This window comes from Rhodopseudomonas sp. (assembly GCF_048594845.1).
In the GTDB taxonomy this organism is placed as follows: Bacteria; Pseudomonadota; Alphaproteobacteria; order Rhizobiales; family Xanthobacteraceae; genus Rhodopseudomonas.
In genome coordinates this window covers 1-15100 of the sequence record NZ_JBMDXE010000340.1, presented here as the reverse complement: position 1 = coordinate 15100, position 15100 = coordinate 1, and the positions used below count along the sequence as shown (strand labels likewise).

Here is a 15100-nt window from a genome sequence, read left to right as displayed (position 1 = left end):
TCGCCGGAGATCTCGCGGAGCCGCACACGCCCGAGCTCCTTGCCGAAAAGATCGTCGCGGCAGCGCGTGCCGATCTGGATGCGCCGGCGCTGGATATCCTCGTCAACAATGCCGGCGTCGGTCTGCGCGCGACGATCGAAGAGATCGGCGACACCGACTTCGAAGAAGTTTTGCGCATCGATCTGGTCGCTCCGTTTCGGCTGATCAAGGCGCTCGCGCCGCGGCTGAACGACGGCGGCCGCATCATCAATATCTCCTCGATGGGGACGCGCGCGGCCTTCGCCGACATGGTCGCCTACGCGCCGGCCAAAGCGGGGCTCGAGGCTCTGACCCGCGCATTGGCGGTGCATTTCGGGCCGCGCAACATCACCGTAAACGCCGTCGCGCCCGGCGCAACCGCGACCGATCTCAATCCCGGCGCACGCGATCCGATCCGGGCGCAGGCCGTCGCGACCAGCATCGCGCTCGGCCGGGTCGGACAGCCGGACGATATCGCCGCTGTCGTGTCGTTTCTGGCATCGGACGATGGACGCTGGGTCACCGGACAGACGATTGACGCCAGCGGCGGTCAACGTCTCTAGTCGAGATGCCGCTCAGACGCTACGCCTCGTAAAGGAAGTTCGCATGGGATTTGCAATCGATCACGTCGTCATCGCCGTCGCCGACCTCGACCGGGCGATCGCCGACTATCGCCGGCTCGGTTTTACGGTCGAGGAAGGCGGTGAACACCCGGGGCGCGGATCGAAGAACGCGCTCGTCGTGTTCGCCGACGGCTCCTACTTCGAACTGATCGCCTTCGGGCGGCCGACGCCGGATTTCCGCTGGTGGCGCGTGCTTGACCAATCGGGCCCCGGTCTCGTCGATTTCGCCCTGCTTCCCAACGACATCGACCGCGATGTCGCGGCGGCGCAAGCGCGCGGTCTCGATTTTGAAGCTCCGGTCGACGGCGGCCGCGCCCGTCCGGACGGCGAACGTTTGGTCTGGAAGACGGCTCGCTCGCCGCAAAGCGACACGCCGTTCTTCTGCGGCGACGTCACGCCACGCGCGCTACGGGTGCCGGAGGGAGCCGTCCGTACGCATGCCAACAACGCGCAGGGCATCGGCACGGTGGTCGTCGCCGTGCTGAATCTCGAGCGCAGCATCGCGCGCTACGCCGCCTTGTTCGACGAACCGCCGGCCGCGACCTATGCGCTGCCGGGCCTCGGCATCCGCGTTGCGCACCTTGGCGCCGGACGTGGATCGATTACATTGGCGACACCGTCGGGCAAAGGCGAAGCCAGCGACGCAATAGCCGCGCATCTGGAGAAGCGCGGAGAAGGACCGTTCTCGGTCGGGCTGACTGGCGCGGCCGGAGCGCTTGATCGCGCCTTGTCGCACGGTGCCCTGCTCGACTTCATCGGCAGTGCTCAGTCCTAATCCTTTCATCAGCGAGCTGAAAGAACTCATGACGATCGATCCCCGCATCAGCGCCATCGCCGAAGAAGCCACCGAATGGCGCCACGACCTGCACGCCCATCCCGAACTGCTCTACGATCTCGACAGAACCTCCGCGCGGGTCGCAGATTTGTTACGCCAGTTCGGCTGCGACGAAGTCGTCACCGGCCTCGGGCGGACCGGCGTGGTCGGGCTGGTACACGGCAGCAACCGAACGGCAAACCGCGCGATCGGGCTTCGCGCCGACATGGACGCGCTGCCGATCGAAGAAGCGACCGGTGCTGCGTACGCGTCACGTACGCCGGGCCGGATGCATGCCTGTGGCCATGACGGCCACACCGCGATGTTGCTCGGCGCGGCGAAGCATCTCGCCGCCAATCGCGCTTTCAACGGGTCGGTCGCCTTCATCTTCCAGCCGGCCGAAGAAGGCGGCGCCGGCGCCAAGGCGATGATCGACGACGGATTGTTCACGCGGTTTCCGATCGACGAGGTCTACGGCATGCACAACAAGCCGGGGCTCGCGGTCGGTGAATTCACCATCCGCCCGGGCGCCGTGATGGCGTCGATGGATCGGGTCGAAATCGAGATCGATGGCGTCGGCGGCCACGCGGCGCGCCCGCATTTCGCGATCGATCCGGTCGTGGTCGGCGCGCAGATCGTCACCGCTTTGCAGACCATCGTGTCGCGCCGGCTCGATCCGCTCGACTCCGCCGTCGTATCGATCACCACCTTCAACGCCGGGTCGGCATTCAACGTCATTCCGCAGACCGCGCGGCTGGTCGGCACCGCACGCGCCCTCGACCCAGGCGTCCGCGATCAGCTGGAACGGCAGATAGAAGAAATCGCCACCAATATCGCGAAGGCGCACGGCGCGACGGCGCGCGTCACTTATGGACGCGGCTATCCCGTCACGATCAATCACGCCGAGCAAACCACGTTCGCCGCCGACACGGCCGCGTCGCTGATCGGCGACGACAAGGTCGATCGCGAACTGGCGCCGATGATGGGAGCCGAGGACTTCGCCTACATGCTGCAGGAGCGTCCCGGCTCGATCATCTTCCTCGGCAACGGCGACAGCGCGGGACTGCATCATCCGCGATACGACTTTAATGATGCCGCGATCCCTTATGGGATTTCGTACTGGACCCGATTGGTCGAGCGCGCGCTTCCACAATCAAAGTGATGAATCAACGCCGCACAAGCGCGCCACCTCGAGGCTACATCGCCCCCGCCACGACGTGATCGGAGGCGCGCTCAAGCACGTCGCCCTCGCTGATGCGAACCGGCGCACATATCTCTTGGCGGTCAATTCGCCGCCAAAGGAAGACCTTGCACACTGCACTTGGTGGAGATGATGGCGATCTGAGCAAGGTCTCGATCGGCATTGCGCGGCACAACGAGTTCGCGCGGCAGGCTGTCGCCAAAGTGCTGCACGATCGATAACGCCGTCCCCGCGGCTCGATATCGTCGATCCGATCGCAGGATGTACAAGGGCCGGGACCCGTGGATTCCGGCCAGCGCTTCAAGGTCGCTGAAGCTTGGTCACCCCGTCCTGACGGAGCTCTCGATCGCGGCTGCCTTGCCGTTCCAGTACTTCGGGAACCAGGTGGTGTGGGTCAGCACCGCGAAATGTACCAGAATGGCGATCACCGCGACGCTGCCGAGGAACAGCGGCAAACCCACGGACGGTTTGACGACGGTCCATATGCGTGCCTGATTGGACATGTGCTGATCTCCTTAATTCAGCCAGGCCGAATAGGCGAAGGCGAGAAAGTGAGCGACGATCGCGATCGCGCCTAAAATGCGCGTGCCATCGATCACATGCTTGTGGATTTCCTCCGATTCCGCGATCGTCAGTCCGGTCGGCCAGACCCGGTTCGGATCGTCTGCCATGAAACAATCTCCTTGATTAAGTGCAACATTGGCGTGCGCCCCCCCCGTACGCAGGCGAACTGCCCCCTTCGGCCGACGCACTTCAAGTCAGTGCAGTTACCACTGCACTGTCTGGCGATCGACCATCAGAACTAATCAGCAGTCGACCTCATATCAATTCATTATCCAAGCGCGGTCAATTTCGTAGTTACCAGTCTGCTTGGCACATTCCTCCCGCAATGAGCGTTGCAGCGGACTAATTCAACCAAAACCTCTCTGTTGAAAATCATTAGCTCATAGTTTTCGTTGGCGTGGTGAAGCCGCATCAATGCTGTGGGCGCATGTCGGCCGGATCGATTCCCGCCACCACGACCGGCTTCTTCATCGCGTCGCGACGGAACGGCTCGCCGAGCTCCTGATTGAGGACGGCTTCGATAATGGCAGTAACGCCTTCGTGCTGCGCCGCGCAGGCCGCGTGGATGGCTGCGGTCAGTTCGGTAAGGGATCGCGCCACCACGCCTCTCAGACGGCACGCCTTGGCGACGCGCGCGTAGCTGAGATTCGGATTGAACTCCTTGCCGACAAATGTCTTGCGCTGCTTCTTGATGATCTTGTCCGGCAAATTGCCGAGCGACGTATCGGCCACTACCAGCGTTGCGAGTTCGCGGGCGCGGTCCGTCCGATAGATCGCCCATGCCAGTGCGCGAACGGGACTTGCAAAGGCGGATCACCCGCCCCTGTCTTAACTGTCCTATTTGGCGATCAACGGTTTCTTGGCCGGCGCGTCCGGATTCCATAGCGGTACGATCACGCGGGTCCAAAACCGCGTGTCGTAGCCCGAATAATTACTCTCGGCGATGTCGCGGGTCAGATAGAATTGGGTGATCACCGGGCCAAAATTGTAACCGACGAGGCCCCCAAGCGCGAACTGGCTTTGCTTCTTGCCGTAGAGACCGCCAGCGGTGCGCAGCGGCCACGGATTGGCGAGGTCGGTCGAGCCATAGCCGACCAGGCCGACTTCCCATTTGTTGATGTGCTTGCTAACGGTGAAGTCGATCTGCGCGGTGTCGGGCTGAATGTGCACCCCGGTGCTGCGATCGTTGCCACTGCTCGAATAGGTGAAGTTCGCCGTGGCGCTCCAGGTATCGCGGTTGTAGGCGAGCGTGGCGAGTTCGAGGAAGGTCCAGTAGTTGCCGCCGAGGTTCAGCGTGTTGCCGAGCGCCGTGTTGACGGGCGCGAAGGCTCCGACATAGTTGGCGAAGCCGAAGCCGCCGCCGAGATCCCAGGCAACACCGACAAGGCCGGCCGGATTGTAGAAGTCGCGCCACGAACTGCTGCCGACGCCGGCGTTGGGATTAACCCCGACCGCCAGCTCCGGCACGATGCCCAGCACCTCGACGCGGCCGCCGAAGATGGTGAACGGCGTCGCCCACGCCACCACCGGGATGTTGACGCCCGTATCGATGGTCGGCGCACCAGTACCCGACTTCGGTGATCGCTCGAAATAGGTCGCGGTGTTGATGAAGTACACACCTTCCGGCAATGGCGCGCCGAGGGCGATGCCGGCCGTCCACCCTGCCGGGCTGACCGGATCGGCGGAAGCCGCGCCGCCAGCAGCGAGCAGCGCGGCGCCTGCGATCACGGCCCGCGCAAGACCGTGAGCTGGTTTGGTGATGAAGTCCCAGTTCGACATGCCGTCCCCCAAGAGAAATGCCCCAATCGTCCGCTGCGCCTCGCCGCTTGGCCGCGCCGTCCGCAAACAGGCCGTTAATGGAATGTGATAGTAAGTTGACTGAATTCCTGGACCAATTCCAAATCGGCGCTGAAGCTGGGCCGCGCTTTTCGTTTGCGCGCGAGATACAGCAGATTCTCACCTGACAATTTGGCGATTGGTATCAGCGCACTATCAGCGGTCGCGGCGCCTCATACTTTCTGCCGAGGGTGCCGAACGCCGTCGCATGATCGCGCAGCGCCGGCGAGTTGCGCAGTAAACGCCGCATCGAAGCCCGATCAAACTACTTCCGAACGAACGCGCGTCGCGACACGCAGATTCTGCAGGTCGGATGAAAATGAGTTAGTCCTTCCAATTTCTCGACTGCACGTTTTTCATCCTTGTCGGAGCGGAGCCGCCTATGCATTTTCCTCATCCGCAGCGTCGCTCGCTTCTCCCTCGCATCAAAGCGGATCGATACCGATGGCCATCAATCTTCGCAGCCCTTCCGCCGAAATTCGCGAACAGCGCCTCGGGACCATCACCGCCTGGGACGGACCGGCCTCGCGACTCGCGACCGAGTCGGCGTTCTCGCGCGGTGACTGCGGTCCCGGCTGCGGCGGCCGCAGTCAGCGTATCTGCGAATTGGAATCGCCCTTCAGCCAGGGCTCGACCTGCAGCGAGCAGATCGCCGAAAGCCAGGCCAGCAATGTCCGCGACGCCGTGCTGGTGCAGCACTCACCGATCGGCTGCGCCGCCGGCCATATCAACAGCAACGCCTTCTTCCGCAACGGACTGCTGCGCCGCGGGCTCGCCCCGCGCAACGTCACCGGGCTGTCCAGCAATCTGGTCGAACGCGATATGATCTATGGCGGCGCCGACAAGCTGCGCGAGACGATCCGCGCCGCTGTCAATCGGCATCAGCCTAAGGCGGTGTTCGTCGCCACCTCCTGCGCCACCGGCATCATCGGCGACGATGTCGAGAGCGTGGTGCGCGAGTGCGAGGACGACCTCGGCGTACCGGTAGTGGCGATGTATTGCGAGGGCTTCAAATCCAAGCACTGGAGCTCCGGCTTCGACGCCATCCAGCACGGCGTGCTGCGCCATGTCGTCAAGAAGGAGCCGGGCAAGCGGCAAGAGAATCTCGTCAACATCATCGTGCTGTGGGGCAGCGACGTCTTCACCCCGATGTTGGCCGAACTTGGCCTCGAGGCCAACAACATCCTCACCGTCGCCTCGGTCGAGGAGATCGCGCGGGCCTCCGAGGCTGTCGCATCGGCGACGTTCTGCTATTCGGTCGGCGGCTATTTAGGCGCCGCGCTGGAACAGCAATACGGCGTGCAGGAGATCAAGGCGCCGCAGCCCTATGGCTTCGCCGGCACCGACGCCTGGCTGCGTGCGCTGGCCAAGGCCACCGGCCGCGAGGAATTGGCCGAGGCTTATATCGCCCGCGAGCATGCCCGCGTCCGGCCGCAGGTCGAACAGCTTCGCGAGCGGCTGAAGGGCGTGCGCGGCTACGTCTCGATGGGCGCCGCCTATGCGCATGGCGTGATCGGTGTGCTGCGTGAACTCGGTGTCGAGGTGCCGGGCTCGCTCGTATTCCATCACGACCCGGTCTACGACCGCCACGACACCCGGCAGGACTCGCTCGGCCACATGGTCGACACCTATGGCGATGTCGAGCATTTCAGCATCTCCAACCGCCAGCCCTATCAGTTCTACAATCTGCTGAAGCGCGCCAATCCGGACTTCATCATCATCCGCCATGGCGGCCTCGCCGGCCTCGCCTCGCGGCTCGGCGTGCCGGCGATCGCGCTCGGCGATGCGTCGACGGCGATCGGCTATCAGGGCATGATCGACCTCGGCGAGGAGATCGTCGACGCGCTGGCGCAGCGCAAGTTTCATCAAGACCTCGCCGGCCATACCAGCCTGCCCTACAAACAATGGTGGCTGGATCAGACCGACCCGTATCTGCTAGCCCGTCAGGCGGCTTCGTCGCAGCCAGCTCCCGCCCGCGCTGCGGGAGGCCGGTGATGGCGCTGAACCCGCTCAAAGTCAGCCGCCCCGGCCCGGCTCTCGAGATTCCCGACCTCGCCCATGAAGGCCCGATCGAGCAGGTCCGCTACGCCTGCGCGCTCGGCGCAATGCAGAGCGTGGCGGCAATCCCGCGCGCCATTCCCATCACCCATTGCGGTCCCGGCTGCGCCGACAAGCAATGCGGCGCGCTCGCCTTCAACAATGCCTATCAGGGCGGCGGCTGGGGCGGCCTCGGCGTCGCGCCCAGCACCAATGCTACGCAGCGCGAGGTGATCTTCGGCGGCGAGGAGCGGTTGCGCGAACTGATCACCCACACGCTGGATCTGATGGAAGCTGACCTGTTCGTCGTGCTCACCGGCTGCATTCCCGATCTGATCGGCGACGACGTGCCGTCTGTGGTCAAGGAATTCCAGACGCGCGGCGCGCCGATCGTGTACGCGGGGACCGGCGGCTTCCGCGGCAACAACTACGCCGGCCACGAGGTGGTGACGCGCGCCATCATCGATCAGTTCGCCGGCCCCTACGACGGCCCACGCGAGGACGGCCTCGTCAATCTGTGGTCGCCGCTGCCCTATCAGGATCATTTGTGGCGCGGCGATCTGACCGAACTGAAGCGGCTGCTCGAAGGCATCGGCCTGCGCGCCAACGTGCTGTTCGGCCCCGGCTCCGCCGGCGTGTCGGAATGGCGCGCCATCCCAAGGGCGCAGTTCAATCTGGTGCTGTCGCCCTGGCTCGGCCTCGCCACCGCGCAGCATCTCGAGGCCAAATACGGTCAACCGTTTCTGCACATCCCCGCGCCGCCCATCGGCGGCAAGCAGACCAGCGAAGTCTTACGGAAGATCGCTGCCTTTGCGGGCCTTCCGCAGCCGCAGATCGAGTCCTTCATCGCCGCCGAGGAGCGCGATTACTACGGCTATATCGAAGCGTTCTCGGAATTCTATTCGCAATATCGCTGGGGCCTGCCGGCGCGGTTCGCCGCGGTCGGCGACGCCGCCACCACGCTGGCGCTGTCGAGCTTCGCGGTCCGCCAGCTCGGGCTGGTGCCGGCCGCCGCGGTAATCACCGACAACACCCCGGCCGAGCATCGCGCAGCCGTCAGCGCCGCCTTCCGCAGCCTCGACACCGACGTGTCGATCGACCCGGTGTTCGCCGAGGACAGTTACGAAGTGCACGCCGCCATTCGCGCCGCCGATTTCAAACGCAAGCCGCCGCTGATCTTCGGCACCACCTGGGAGCGCGATCTCGCCAAGGAGCTGCGCGGCTTCATTCTCGAAGTCGGCTTCCCGGCCTCCTACGAAGTCGTGCTGTCGCGCAGCTACGCTGGCTATCGCGGCGCGCTGACGCTGATCGAGCGGATCTACACCACCGCAATCAGCCGCAGCGCCTGAGCGGCTCGAGACGCGATCAGTGACGACCGACTTCGACAATGCCTCGGGCGCTTCCGGAAACCCGATGCCACAAATCCTGGCGCCGACGCGGCGGCGTCTGCTGGCATGGTCGACGTTCGGCCTCGCCGCGCTTGCCTGCCCGCGTACGGGCTGCGCCGTGCAGACCGACGCCGACGGCCTGCGCACCATCTTCGTCGCTCGGCGCGGCTCGAACACCTTATCGGCGATCGACATCACCACCGACACGCCAACCACCCCGCTCGACCTCGGCCTCGAACCGCACGCGCTGCAGATCTCGCAGCGGGGCGGCCGCCTTGCCGCAATCGACCAGCGGAGCTCAGCCGTTGCGGTCGCCGACATCGCGACGCGATCCAGCCGGACCATCGCGCTTCCGCTGCTGCCCTCGCGACTCCGGATCAGTCCGGATGGCAAGCGCCTCGCGCTGTTCGACGATGCGCGTGGCACCATCCTGCTGCTCGACGGCGACGGTCGCGAGGCTAGCCTGATCAGAGCGGCGCCCGGCATCCGCGAAGCGATCTTCTCTGGCGACAGCGCGACTCTGTTCGTGGTCGGCGGCGCCCAAGCCGGCGTCACAGCCTACGACGCCGCCGACGGCCGACCGTCACAGCCGATCGCGGCGCCGCGACTAGATGCCCTTCTCCGCGCACCCAACGGCCGCGAAGGATTTGCGCTGTCGGCGGACGCGCCTCGCACAATCTTCCATTTCGATCTGCAGCGACGCTCGGTCATCACCAGCGTGCCGTCTCCCGACGCGGCCGAGCTGTTCGCCACCGGCACCGGCGTTCAACTGCTCGCGCTCGGCCGCTCCGGTGAAGGCTTTTACATTCTGCCGGCCGAACCGCTGCGGCTAGGCGTGACGCTCTCGGCAGCGGCCGGATCGTCGATCGCCTACAGTGCCTGGTCCGATACGGTCGCGTTCGTGCCGGACGAAAAATCGCGCAGACTACTCATCTTCGATCTTGAGCGCGGCAAGGCCGCAGGCAGCATCGCGCTTGGCGGTGTGCCGGGCGCAGGTGTCGTCACGCCGAATGGCGACAAGCTCTATCTGCCGCTCGAAGACACCGGCGCAGTGGCGATCATCGACACCCATCTGCGGCAACGCACGGCCTCGATCGCCATCGGCCAGGCGCCGACCCAGGCGATCATCGCCGGCGGCTACGGCCTCTGCCACTAGCACCGAGCGAGCAAAGGAGACAGCGCATGTCGACAGCATCGACCGATGTTCGCACCAGGCCACAGAACGCGTCGTCCCTTCTCCGCTTCGATGCGCGGCACTATCTCGACACTCCTGGCCTGTCTCGGATTAAGGACGACATCGAGATCGAGGTTGCCGACCGCGCCTATCTGCCGGATCTGACCGATCTGAAGCGCGACTGGGTTGCCAGCGTGGCTGCGCCGGCATTTCGCGTCCTCGCCGCAGGCCGCGCCTCGCGGCCGCACGCCTTCGCCTCGATCGGCACCGGCTCCGGCATCGATGCGCTGGCGGCGATCGAGATCCTCGGAGCCGAGGTGGTCGGCATCACCGACCTGTTCGACGAAGTCGTCGCCGCCGCCGCCCGCAACGTCCGTCGCAACATTCGGGCCGGCACCGACGTAGCGCTGCACGCCGCCGCCGGAGACCTGCTGACGCCACTGGCGCCGTCTCGCGTGAAGTTCGACGTGATCTACGAAAACCTGCCGAATCTGCCGGTCGACGACACACGCGCGATCGAGAAGGACAAGACCAGCGCCGCCTTCCTGGCGCCGCGCCGCGAAGCCATTCCTGCGTTCGTCGCCGATTGGCTGCTGACAATGCATTACCTGGCTCTGGTCCAATCGCATGATGCGCTGACGCGGGACGGCGTGGTGCTGTCCACCATCGGCGGCCGCGTGCCGCTCAGCGTGCTGACGCAGATGTCCCGCGACGCCGGCTTCGTGCCGCGCATTCTGACTTATGGATGGAAAGTGCAGGCCGACGCAGACGACGTGATTTCGACCTACGCGAACTGGGAACTTCAAGGACTGGGGCCGTTCCGCTTCTACACGGTGGACGCGCTCACCGCGGCGTTCGCCGATCTGAAGCCGGGCGAAGCCGGCGCCGACGCGAGCGCGATCGAGGCGAGCCTCGCCGGTGAGCAGCTCGGTGCTGTCGCAGCGTGGGAGGCGCACCGCAGCGGCGTGCGTATCGGTCATACATACGTCGTGCTGCAATCGAGCCTGGCCGAATGAGCGCTGCCGATGAACGGGCCCTGCTGCTCGGCCTTATCGCAGCGCTGCGCCGCGCCTTCACCGATCCGGCCGGGGCCAACGCTGCGGCGAGCGCCGAGATCGAGCACGTCGACGCACTGATAAGCGCCGCGACGGCCGCACCCCGACCACTGCAGCCGACGCATCATCCGCTAACGCAGCATCTTCCAGCCGTGCTCGACCTCGCCGACAAGAGCGCGCCGGACACCGCTGCGGCGCTGCGCTCGCTCGCCGCCCGCCTGCCCTGGCGCTATGGATACGAGCCACGCGGCGATGCGCCCGGGCTCGAGGGTGCGATGGGATGGGCCGAACTGATCGGCCCGCTGGCGCCGATCGTGAGCCACGAGGTCTGCTTCGGTCTGACGCTGATCGGCCCGCGCGCCCACTATTTACCGCACCGTCACCCGGCCGTGGAGCTCTACCGCGTCGTCGTCGGACATCCGCAGTGGACGGTGGGATCGGTCACCTCGCTGCGCGCGCCGGGCGCGGCCATCTTCCACGACAGCAATGTCGTGCATGCCATGCGTACCGAAGACGAGCCGCTGCTGGCGATCTACTCGTGGACCGGTGATATCGAGACGCCGTCGATTTGGGCGTGAGACAAAAGCGATGATGACCGAATCGGTCGTCTGCCTATAGCTGCTGATCGACTGCTGTGATGATCGCTTCGAGCAGCGCCAGGCTGCCGCGGAAGCCGCCGAAGCCGGTCGTCAGGCTGAGGCGGCGCGTCGGCGCCGCGCATTCGATCAGCGGAGCGCGGAGTGCTCGCGCCGCGCCACGTTCGAGCGCGCTGCCGAACAGGATCTCGGCCCCGCTCTCCACGATCGCCCGATTGATCTCGTCGTCGTCCTCGACGTAGCGCAACGACGCCAGATCGCCTTGCAGCAAAGCGCGTTCGCCGACAGGCGGATTGTCGGTGACGAGAATCGTCGCCGGTAGCCAGCCGAGAGTCTCGATGAGAAAACGCGCGACCGAGGTGGCATGCAGGCTAGGCGCGGCGATCGCGAAGGTGCGCGGACCTCCCTGCCGAAACAGCGTCTCCAGCAGGCCATCCAGACAATACGCCTCGTGCCGTCGCTCAGCGTCGATGAAGGCTAGCGCGGCCGCGTCGTCGACCTCGCCGACGGCAACTAGCAATTGTTCGAGCAGAGAAGATGTCGCGCGCGCGCCAACCGGTACGCCGCCGCTCTCCACCCACGGAATGTCGAACCGGTCGTCGAGCAATCGACTGGCGCCACTGCTCCAAGGCGACACCGACAGCGTCAGCTCGGCGCGACCCAAGCTGCGCAAGCTGTCCAAACCGCCGCGCGGGCCGAACACCGGATTCGGCGCGAGACCGACGCCGGCGATCAGGCGCGACAGTTCGGCGATCTCCGCCAACCAGAATGGATCCTGCTGCGGCACCGGTCCCAGAATGTTGACCAGGCCGGCATGGCGCGGCGGCGCGGTGACCGAACTGCCGATCGCCGCTTCGAGCAGCGATGCGTAGCCATGATACGCCGAGCCGCGAAATCCCGCGGTCGCCAGGTCGAGAACGTCGTCGCCAGCATCGCGCGCTTCCTGCGCCATGGCGGCCACGTCGTCGCCGATCATCTCCGCGGGGCAGCCGGTCATCACCACCGTCAGGGCCCCGCGGACGATCCCGCGCGTGTTCTTGATCTGCTCGCGCAGCCGCGACGCGCCGCCGAACACAATGTGCTTTTCCGACAGATTCGACGCCGGCGCTGCGTTGCCGCAGCCGTGCTGGCTTTGCCACAAGCCGGCCGCAACGCTGCATCCCGGCGTCGCATGGACCAGCGGCGTGACGCCGTCGATTGCGGTGGCGGTATAAAGCGCGCCGTGCAGTGCGCAGCCGGCGCGCGGCCGGATCAAATGCGAAGCCATCACCTCACCTCGCGCTTGATGTGCCAATCGGGGCTGCGCTTGAGCCAGCCTGGATGATAGGTCGCGGCGGAGGTCGCGCGGCTCGCAAGCGCGGCGTGGCTGCCAAAAGCGCGCTCGATCCGCGCGACCAGCCGCGTTTCTCCGCCGGCACCGAGCAGATCGTCGCCCTCGATCGCCGCTGCGGCAACGCCGGCGCGCGCCGCGTCGGCCGCCGCCGCCGCGTTGCCGATCACCAGATCGGGCTTCAACCGCCCCAACCAGTTCACCAGCTCGAACGGCTGCCCGGCGGCGATGTGCAACGACACCGTCGGGGCGTTGCGCAGCGCCTTGAGGCCCTCGACGTGCAGATTGTCGATCCAGTCGACGCTCAGTCCGGCGAGCACGCCGCCGAACTGATCGATCAGCTCCGCCGCAGCGAGCGCCTGCGACGGCGGCAGTACGATCGCGACGCGCTTGCCGTCTAGCAGATCGGCCCGCGGATCGTGGTTCGATGTGGGCGGCAGCGGGCGCTCGGTCGCCTCGGCGACGGCCAGCAGGAACCGACGCGTCGCCGCCACGCCGATCGGCGGCGCGACATGGAGGAACGGGACGCCGTGCATGCGTTCGAGCTCGCGGCGAAGGACGTCGGCTTTATCCTGATACACCGCGACGGACAGCACCGCTTGTCCGGCCCTGGCGAAAACCTCCTGGCCCGCCCCAGCGGGCAGGACGTTCACCTCGAGGCCGAGCGCTGAGATCTGCTCCGCGATCGCGTCGAGCCCGGCTCCCTGCTCGAAGGCGAGCAGATTGACGAGGTCGCGGCAACGGCGCTGTCTGGGCTGGACCAGCCCCGCGAGCGCTGCGGCGGCGATGTCGCACCCGCTCGCGGCGATCCGCGAGCGGAAGCCGTCGGTACGTAGTTCGATCACCGGGATACCGAGTTCTTCGCTCAGTTCCTCGGTGACGGTGCGGATGTCGTCATTGTTGATCGCCACCACCGGCGTCGCCACTACCACGATCGCCCACGGCCGATGCCGCTCGTACAGGCTGCGCAGCGAACGGGCCAGGGCGCCGTCGGCGCCCAGGATGGTGTCGCGCTGATCGAGATTAGTGACAGCCCAAGGCCGCCCCGCCTCGCCGCGCGCGAGCGCGCCGGCGCAGCCGCGGGCACCGTGAACGACGACACCGAGACCCTCGACCTCGGCGAGGACCTGCAGCGCGGACGAGACGTCGTCGGCGGCGACCTGCGAAAAGGTGCGGATGCGGGGCGCCGGCGGCCCGGCTTCGAGCTCGGCGACCAGCGCCGCGACATCACCCAGATAGGCGCTGACGCCGTTGAGCCGCCGCTCGCGCGTCGGCGGTTGCAGGGCCTTGTTCACCTCACAGCGCCTCGGCGAGCGGTCGCTCGGACACGCCGAACGCCCGGTCGCCCCACTGCTTGGCCCAGTCCTTCAGCGCCGGGGCGTTCAACGGCTTGGGGATCGACGTCGAATGATCGCCGGCGATGTGCCGTGCCAACGCGCGATAGACGTCGGCCTGCTCGGATTTCGGCGCGGCCTCGATCACGGTCTGGCCGTAGAGTTCGCTTTGCGACACGGTGAGCGAGCGCGGCACGTAGCCGACGACGCTGGTGCCCGTCTTCGCCGCGAAGTCGTCGATCAGCGCGGTCGCATACGGCGTCTGGATGCTGTTGGCGATGACGCCGCCGAGCCGCGCGCCGCCGGACGGCGCGTACTTGGCGATCGCCGTGAACAAATTGTTGGCTGCGAAGATCGCCATGAAATCCGACGACGTCACCACGAAGGCGGAGTCGGCGATGCCGTTGCGGATCGGCACAGCGAAGCCGCCGCACACCACGTCGCCGAGCACGTCGTACAGCATGTAGTCCGGTTTGAATTCCTCGAACAACTTCAATTCGTGCAGCAAATCGACCGCCGCGTTGATGCCGCGCCCGGCGCAGCCGACGCCGGGCACCGGCCCGCCCGCCTCGATGCACAGCACGCCGCCGAAGCCGGTCGCCGAAACGTCCGCGATCGCCGGCCGTCCGCTGTCGCGGAGGCTGTCGAGCACCGTCGGCAGATCCTCGCCGCCACGCAGGATCGTGGTCGAATCGCTCTTGGGATCGCAACCGATCTGAATGACGCGATGACCAGCCTCGGCCAGGGCCGCGCTGATGTTCGACGTCGTGGTCGATTTGCCGATGCCACCCTTGCCGTAAATGGCGATGTGCCTAGGCTTCGCGCTGCTCACGCCGCCTCCTCTGTCCTAGCTATGACTTTGATCGAGACGCTATTCGACGGGTTCGAGCTGCTTGGCCGTTGCGAAGATCGGCAGCGTCTCGTCCTCGATCCGGTAGATGTCGTGCTGCAACGTGTCGGACGAGGCGTTGCTGTCGAACACGTGCTCGTAGGTGATACCGTTCTTCTTCCAGATCGCCACCAGCTTGTGGGCGAGGTCGAGATACCAGGCCGGCACCGGCGGCCGATGGCCCTCAAGCTCGGATCCTGGGTTAGGGCACCACACCGCAAACGTGCCGACGACACCTTTC

At 66.0% G+C, this 15100-nt stretch carries 15 protein-coding genes and 1 pseudogene; 8 read left to right on the top strand and 8 right to left on the bottom strand.

All coding sequences use genetic code 11. From position 1 onward, the window contains the following. The 3 genes from ACOJTD_RS22900 to ACOJTD_RS22890 all read left to right on the top strand — a co-directional run. Positions 1 to 581 (top strand): SDR family NAD(P)-dependent oxidoreductase (locus ACOJTD_RS22900; protein WP_420135146.1); only part of this gene is annotated, 581 nt, incomplete at its 5' end. 43 nt (positions 582 to 624) lie between these two features. Beyond that, positions 625 to 1416, top strand: coding sequence for a VOC family protein (locus ACOJTD_RS22895; protein WP_420135145.1), 792 nt, complete (start codon positions 625 to 627; stop codon positions 1414 to 1416). Positions 1417 to 1444: 28 nt separating this feature from the next. Next, positions 1445 to 2617: a M20 aminoacylase family protein gene (locus ACOJTD_RS22890; protein ID WP_420135144.1), complete on the top strand. Its 1173-nt coding sequence runs from the start codon at positions 1445 to 1447 to the stop codon at positions 2615 to 2617. A gap of 359 nt (positions 2618 to 2976) precedes the next feature. Here the strand turns inward: ACOJTD_RS22890 and ACOJTD_RS22885 are convergent, their stop codons facing one another. From ACOJTD_RS22885 to ACOJTD_RS22870, 4 genes are all read right to left on the bottom strand, one after another. After that, complete coding sequence (locus ACOJTD_RS22885; RefSeq protein ID WP_420135143.1) at positions 2977 to 3159, bottom strand: light-harvesting protein; 183 nt, start codon at positions 3157 to 3159, stop codon at positions 2977 to 2979. 12 nt (positions 3160 to 3171) lie between these two features. Next, positions 3172 to 3327, bottom strand: a complete 156-nt coding sequence (locus tag ACOJTD_RS22880) for a light-harvesting protein (RefSeq protein ID WP_420135142.1) — start codon at positions 3325 to 3327, stop codon at positions 3172 to 3174. Between the two features lie 304 nt (positions 3328 to 3631). Then, positions 3632 to 3952, bottom strand: a complete 321-nt coding sequence (locus tag ACOJTD_RS22875; RefSeq protein WP_420135147.1) for a hypothetical protein — start codon at positions 3950 to 3952, stop codon at positions 3632 to 3634. Positions 3953 to 4057: 105 nt separating this feature from the next. Continuing rightward, the gene (locus ACOJTD_RS22870; protein ID WP_420135141.1) at positions 4058 to 4999 is read right to left on the bottom strand and encodes a transporter; all 942 of its coding nucleotides are present in this window, start codon (positions 4997 to 4999) and stop codon (positions 4058 to 4060) included. Positions 5000 to 5500: 501 nt separating this feature from the next. On the opposite strand from ACOJTD_RS22870, the gene ACOJTD_RS22865 reads away from it, so the two are divergent. From ACOJTD_RS22865 to ACOJTD_RS22845, 5 genes are all read left to right on the top strand, one after another. Continuing rightward, positions 5501 to 7051 carry a nitrogenase component 1 gene (locus tag ACOJTD_RS22865; protein ID WP_420135140.1) on the top strand — a complete coding sequence of 517 codons (1551 nt, stop codon included), beginning with the start codon at positions 5501 to 5503 and terminating at the stop codon, positions 7049 to 7051. Next, complete coding sequence (locus tag ACOJTD_RS22860) at positions 7051 to 8442, top strand: nitrogenase component 1 (RefSeq protein WP_420135139.1); 1392 nt, start codon at positions 7051 to 7053, stop codon at positions 8440 to 8442. The genes ACOJTD_RS22865 and ACOJTD_RS22860 overlap by 1 nt, the downstream gene beginning before the upstream one ends. Before the next feature lie 64 nt (positions 8443 to 8506). Further along, positions 8507 to 9637, top strand: a complete 1131-nt coding sequence (locus ACOJTD_RS22855; RefSeq protein ID WP_420135138.1) for a YncE family protein — start codon at positions 8507 to 8509, stop codon at positions 9635 to 9637. 26 nt (positions 9638 to 9663) lie between these two features. After that, positions 9664 to 10671 carry a hypothetical protein gene (locus tag ACOJTD_RS22850; protein ID WP_420135137.1) on the top strand — a complete coding sequence of 336 codons (1008 nt, stop codon included), beginning with the start codon at positions 9664 to 9666 and terminating at the stop codon, positions 10669 to 10671. After that, complete coding sequence (locus ACOJTD_RS22845) at positions 10668 to 11288, top strand: dimethylsulfonioproprionate lyase family protein (RefSeq protein ID WP_420135136.1); 621 nt, start codon at positions 10668 to 10670, stop codon at positions 11286 to 11288. Before ACOJTD_RS22850 ends, ACOJTD_RS22845 begins: the two co-directional genes overlap by 4 nt. A 34-nt stretch (positions 11289 to 11322) precedes the next feature. On the opposite strand, the gene ACOJTD_RS22840 is transcribed toward ACOJTD_RS22845, so the two are convergent. From ACOJTD_RS22840 to ACOJTD_RS22825, 4 genes and pseudogenes are all read right to left on the bottom strand, one after another. Next, entirely contained in the window at positions 11323 to 12573 is a 1251-nt protein-coding gene (locus ACOJTD_RS22840; RefSeq protein ID WP_420135135.1) for a nitrogenase component 1, read from the bottom strand. Further along, complete coding sequence (locus ACOJTD_RS22835) at positions 12573 to 13931, bottom strand: nitrogenase component 1 (RefSeq protein ID WP_420135134.1); 1359 nt, start codon at positions 13929 to 13931, stop codon at positions 12573 to 12575. Before ACOJTD_RS22835 ends, ACOJTD_RS22840 begins: the two co-directional genes overlap by 1 nt. A 1-nt stretch (position 13932) precedes the next feature. Continuing rightward, entirely contained in the window at positions 13933 to 14802 is an 870-nt protein-coding gene (locus tag ACOJTD_RS22830) for an AAA family ATPase (RefSeq protein ID WP_420135133.1), read from the bottom strand. Positions 14803 to 14841: 39 nt separating this feature from the next. Continuing rightward, positions 14842 to 15100 (bottom strand): annotated as a pseudogene (locus ACOJTD_RS22825) (nitrogen fixation protein NifB); the annotation flags it as partial.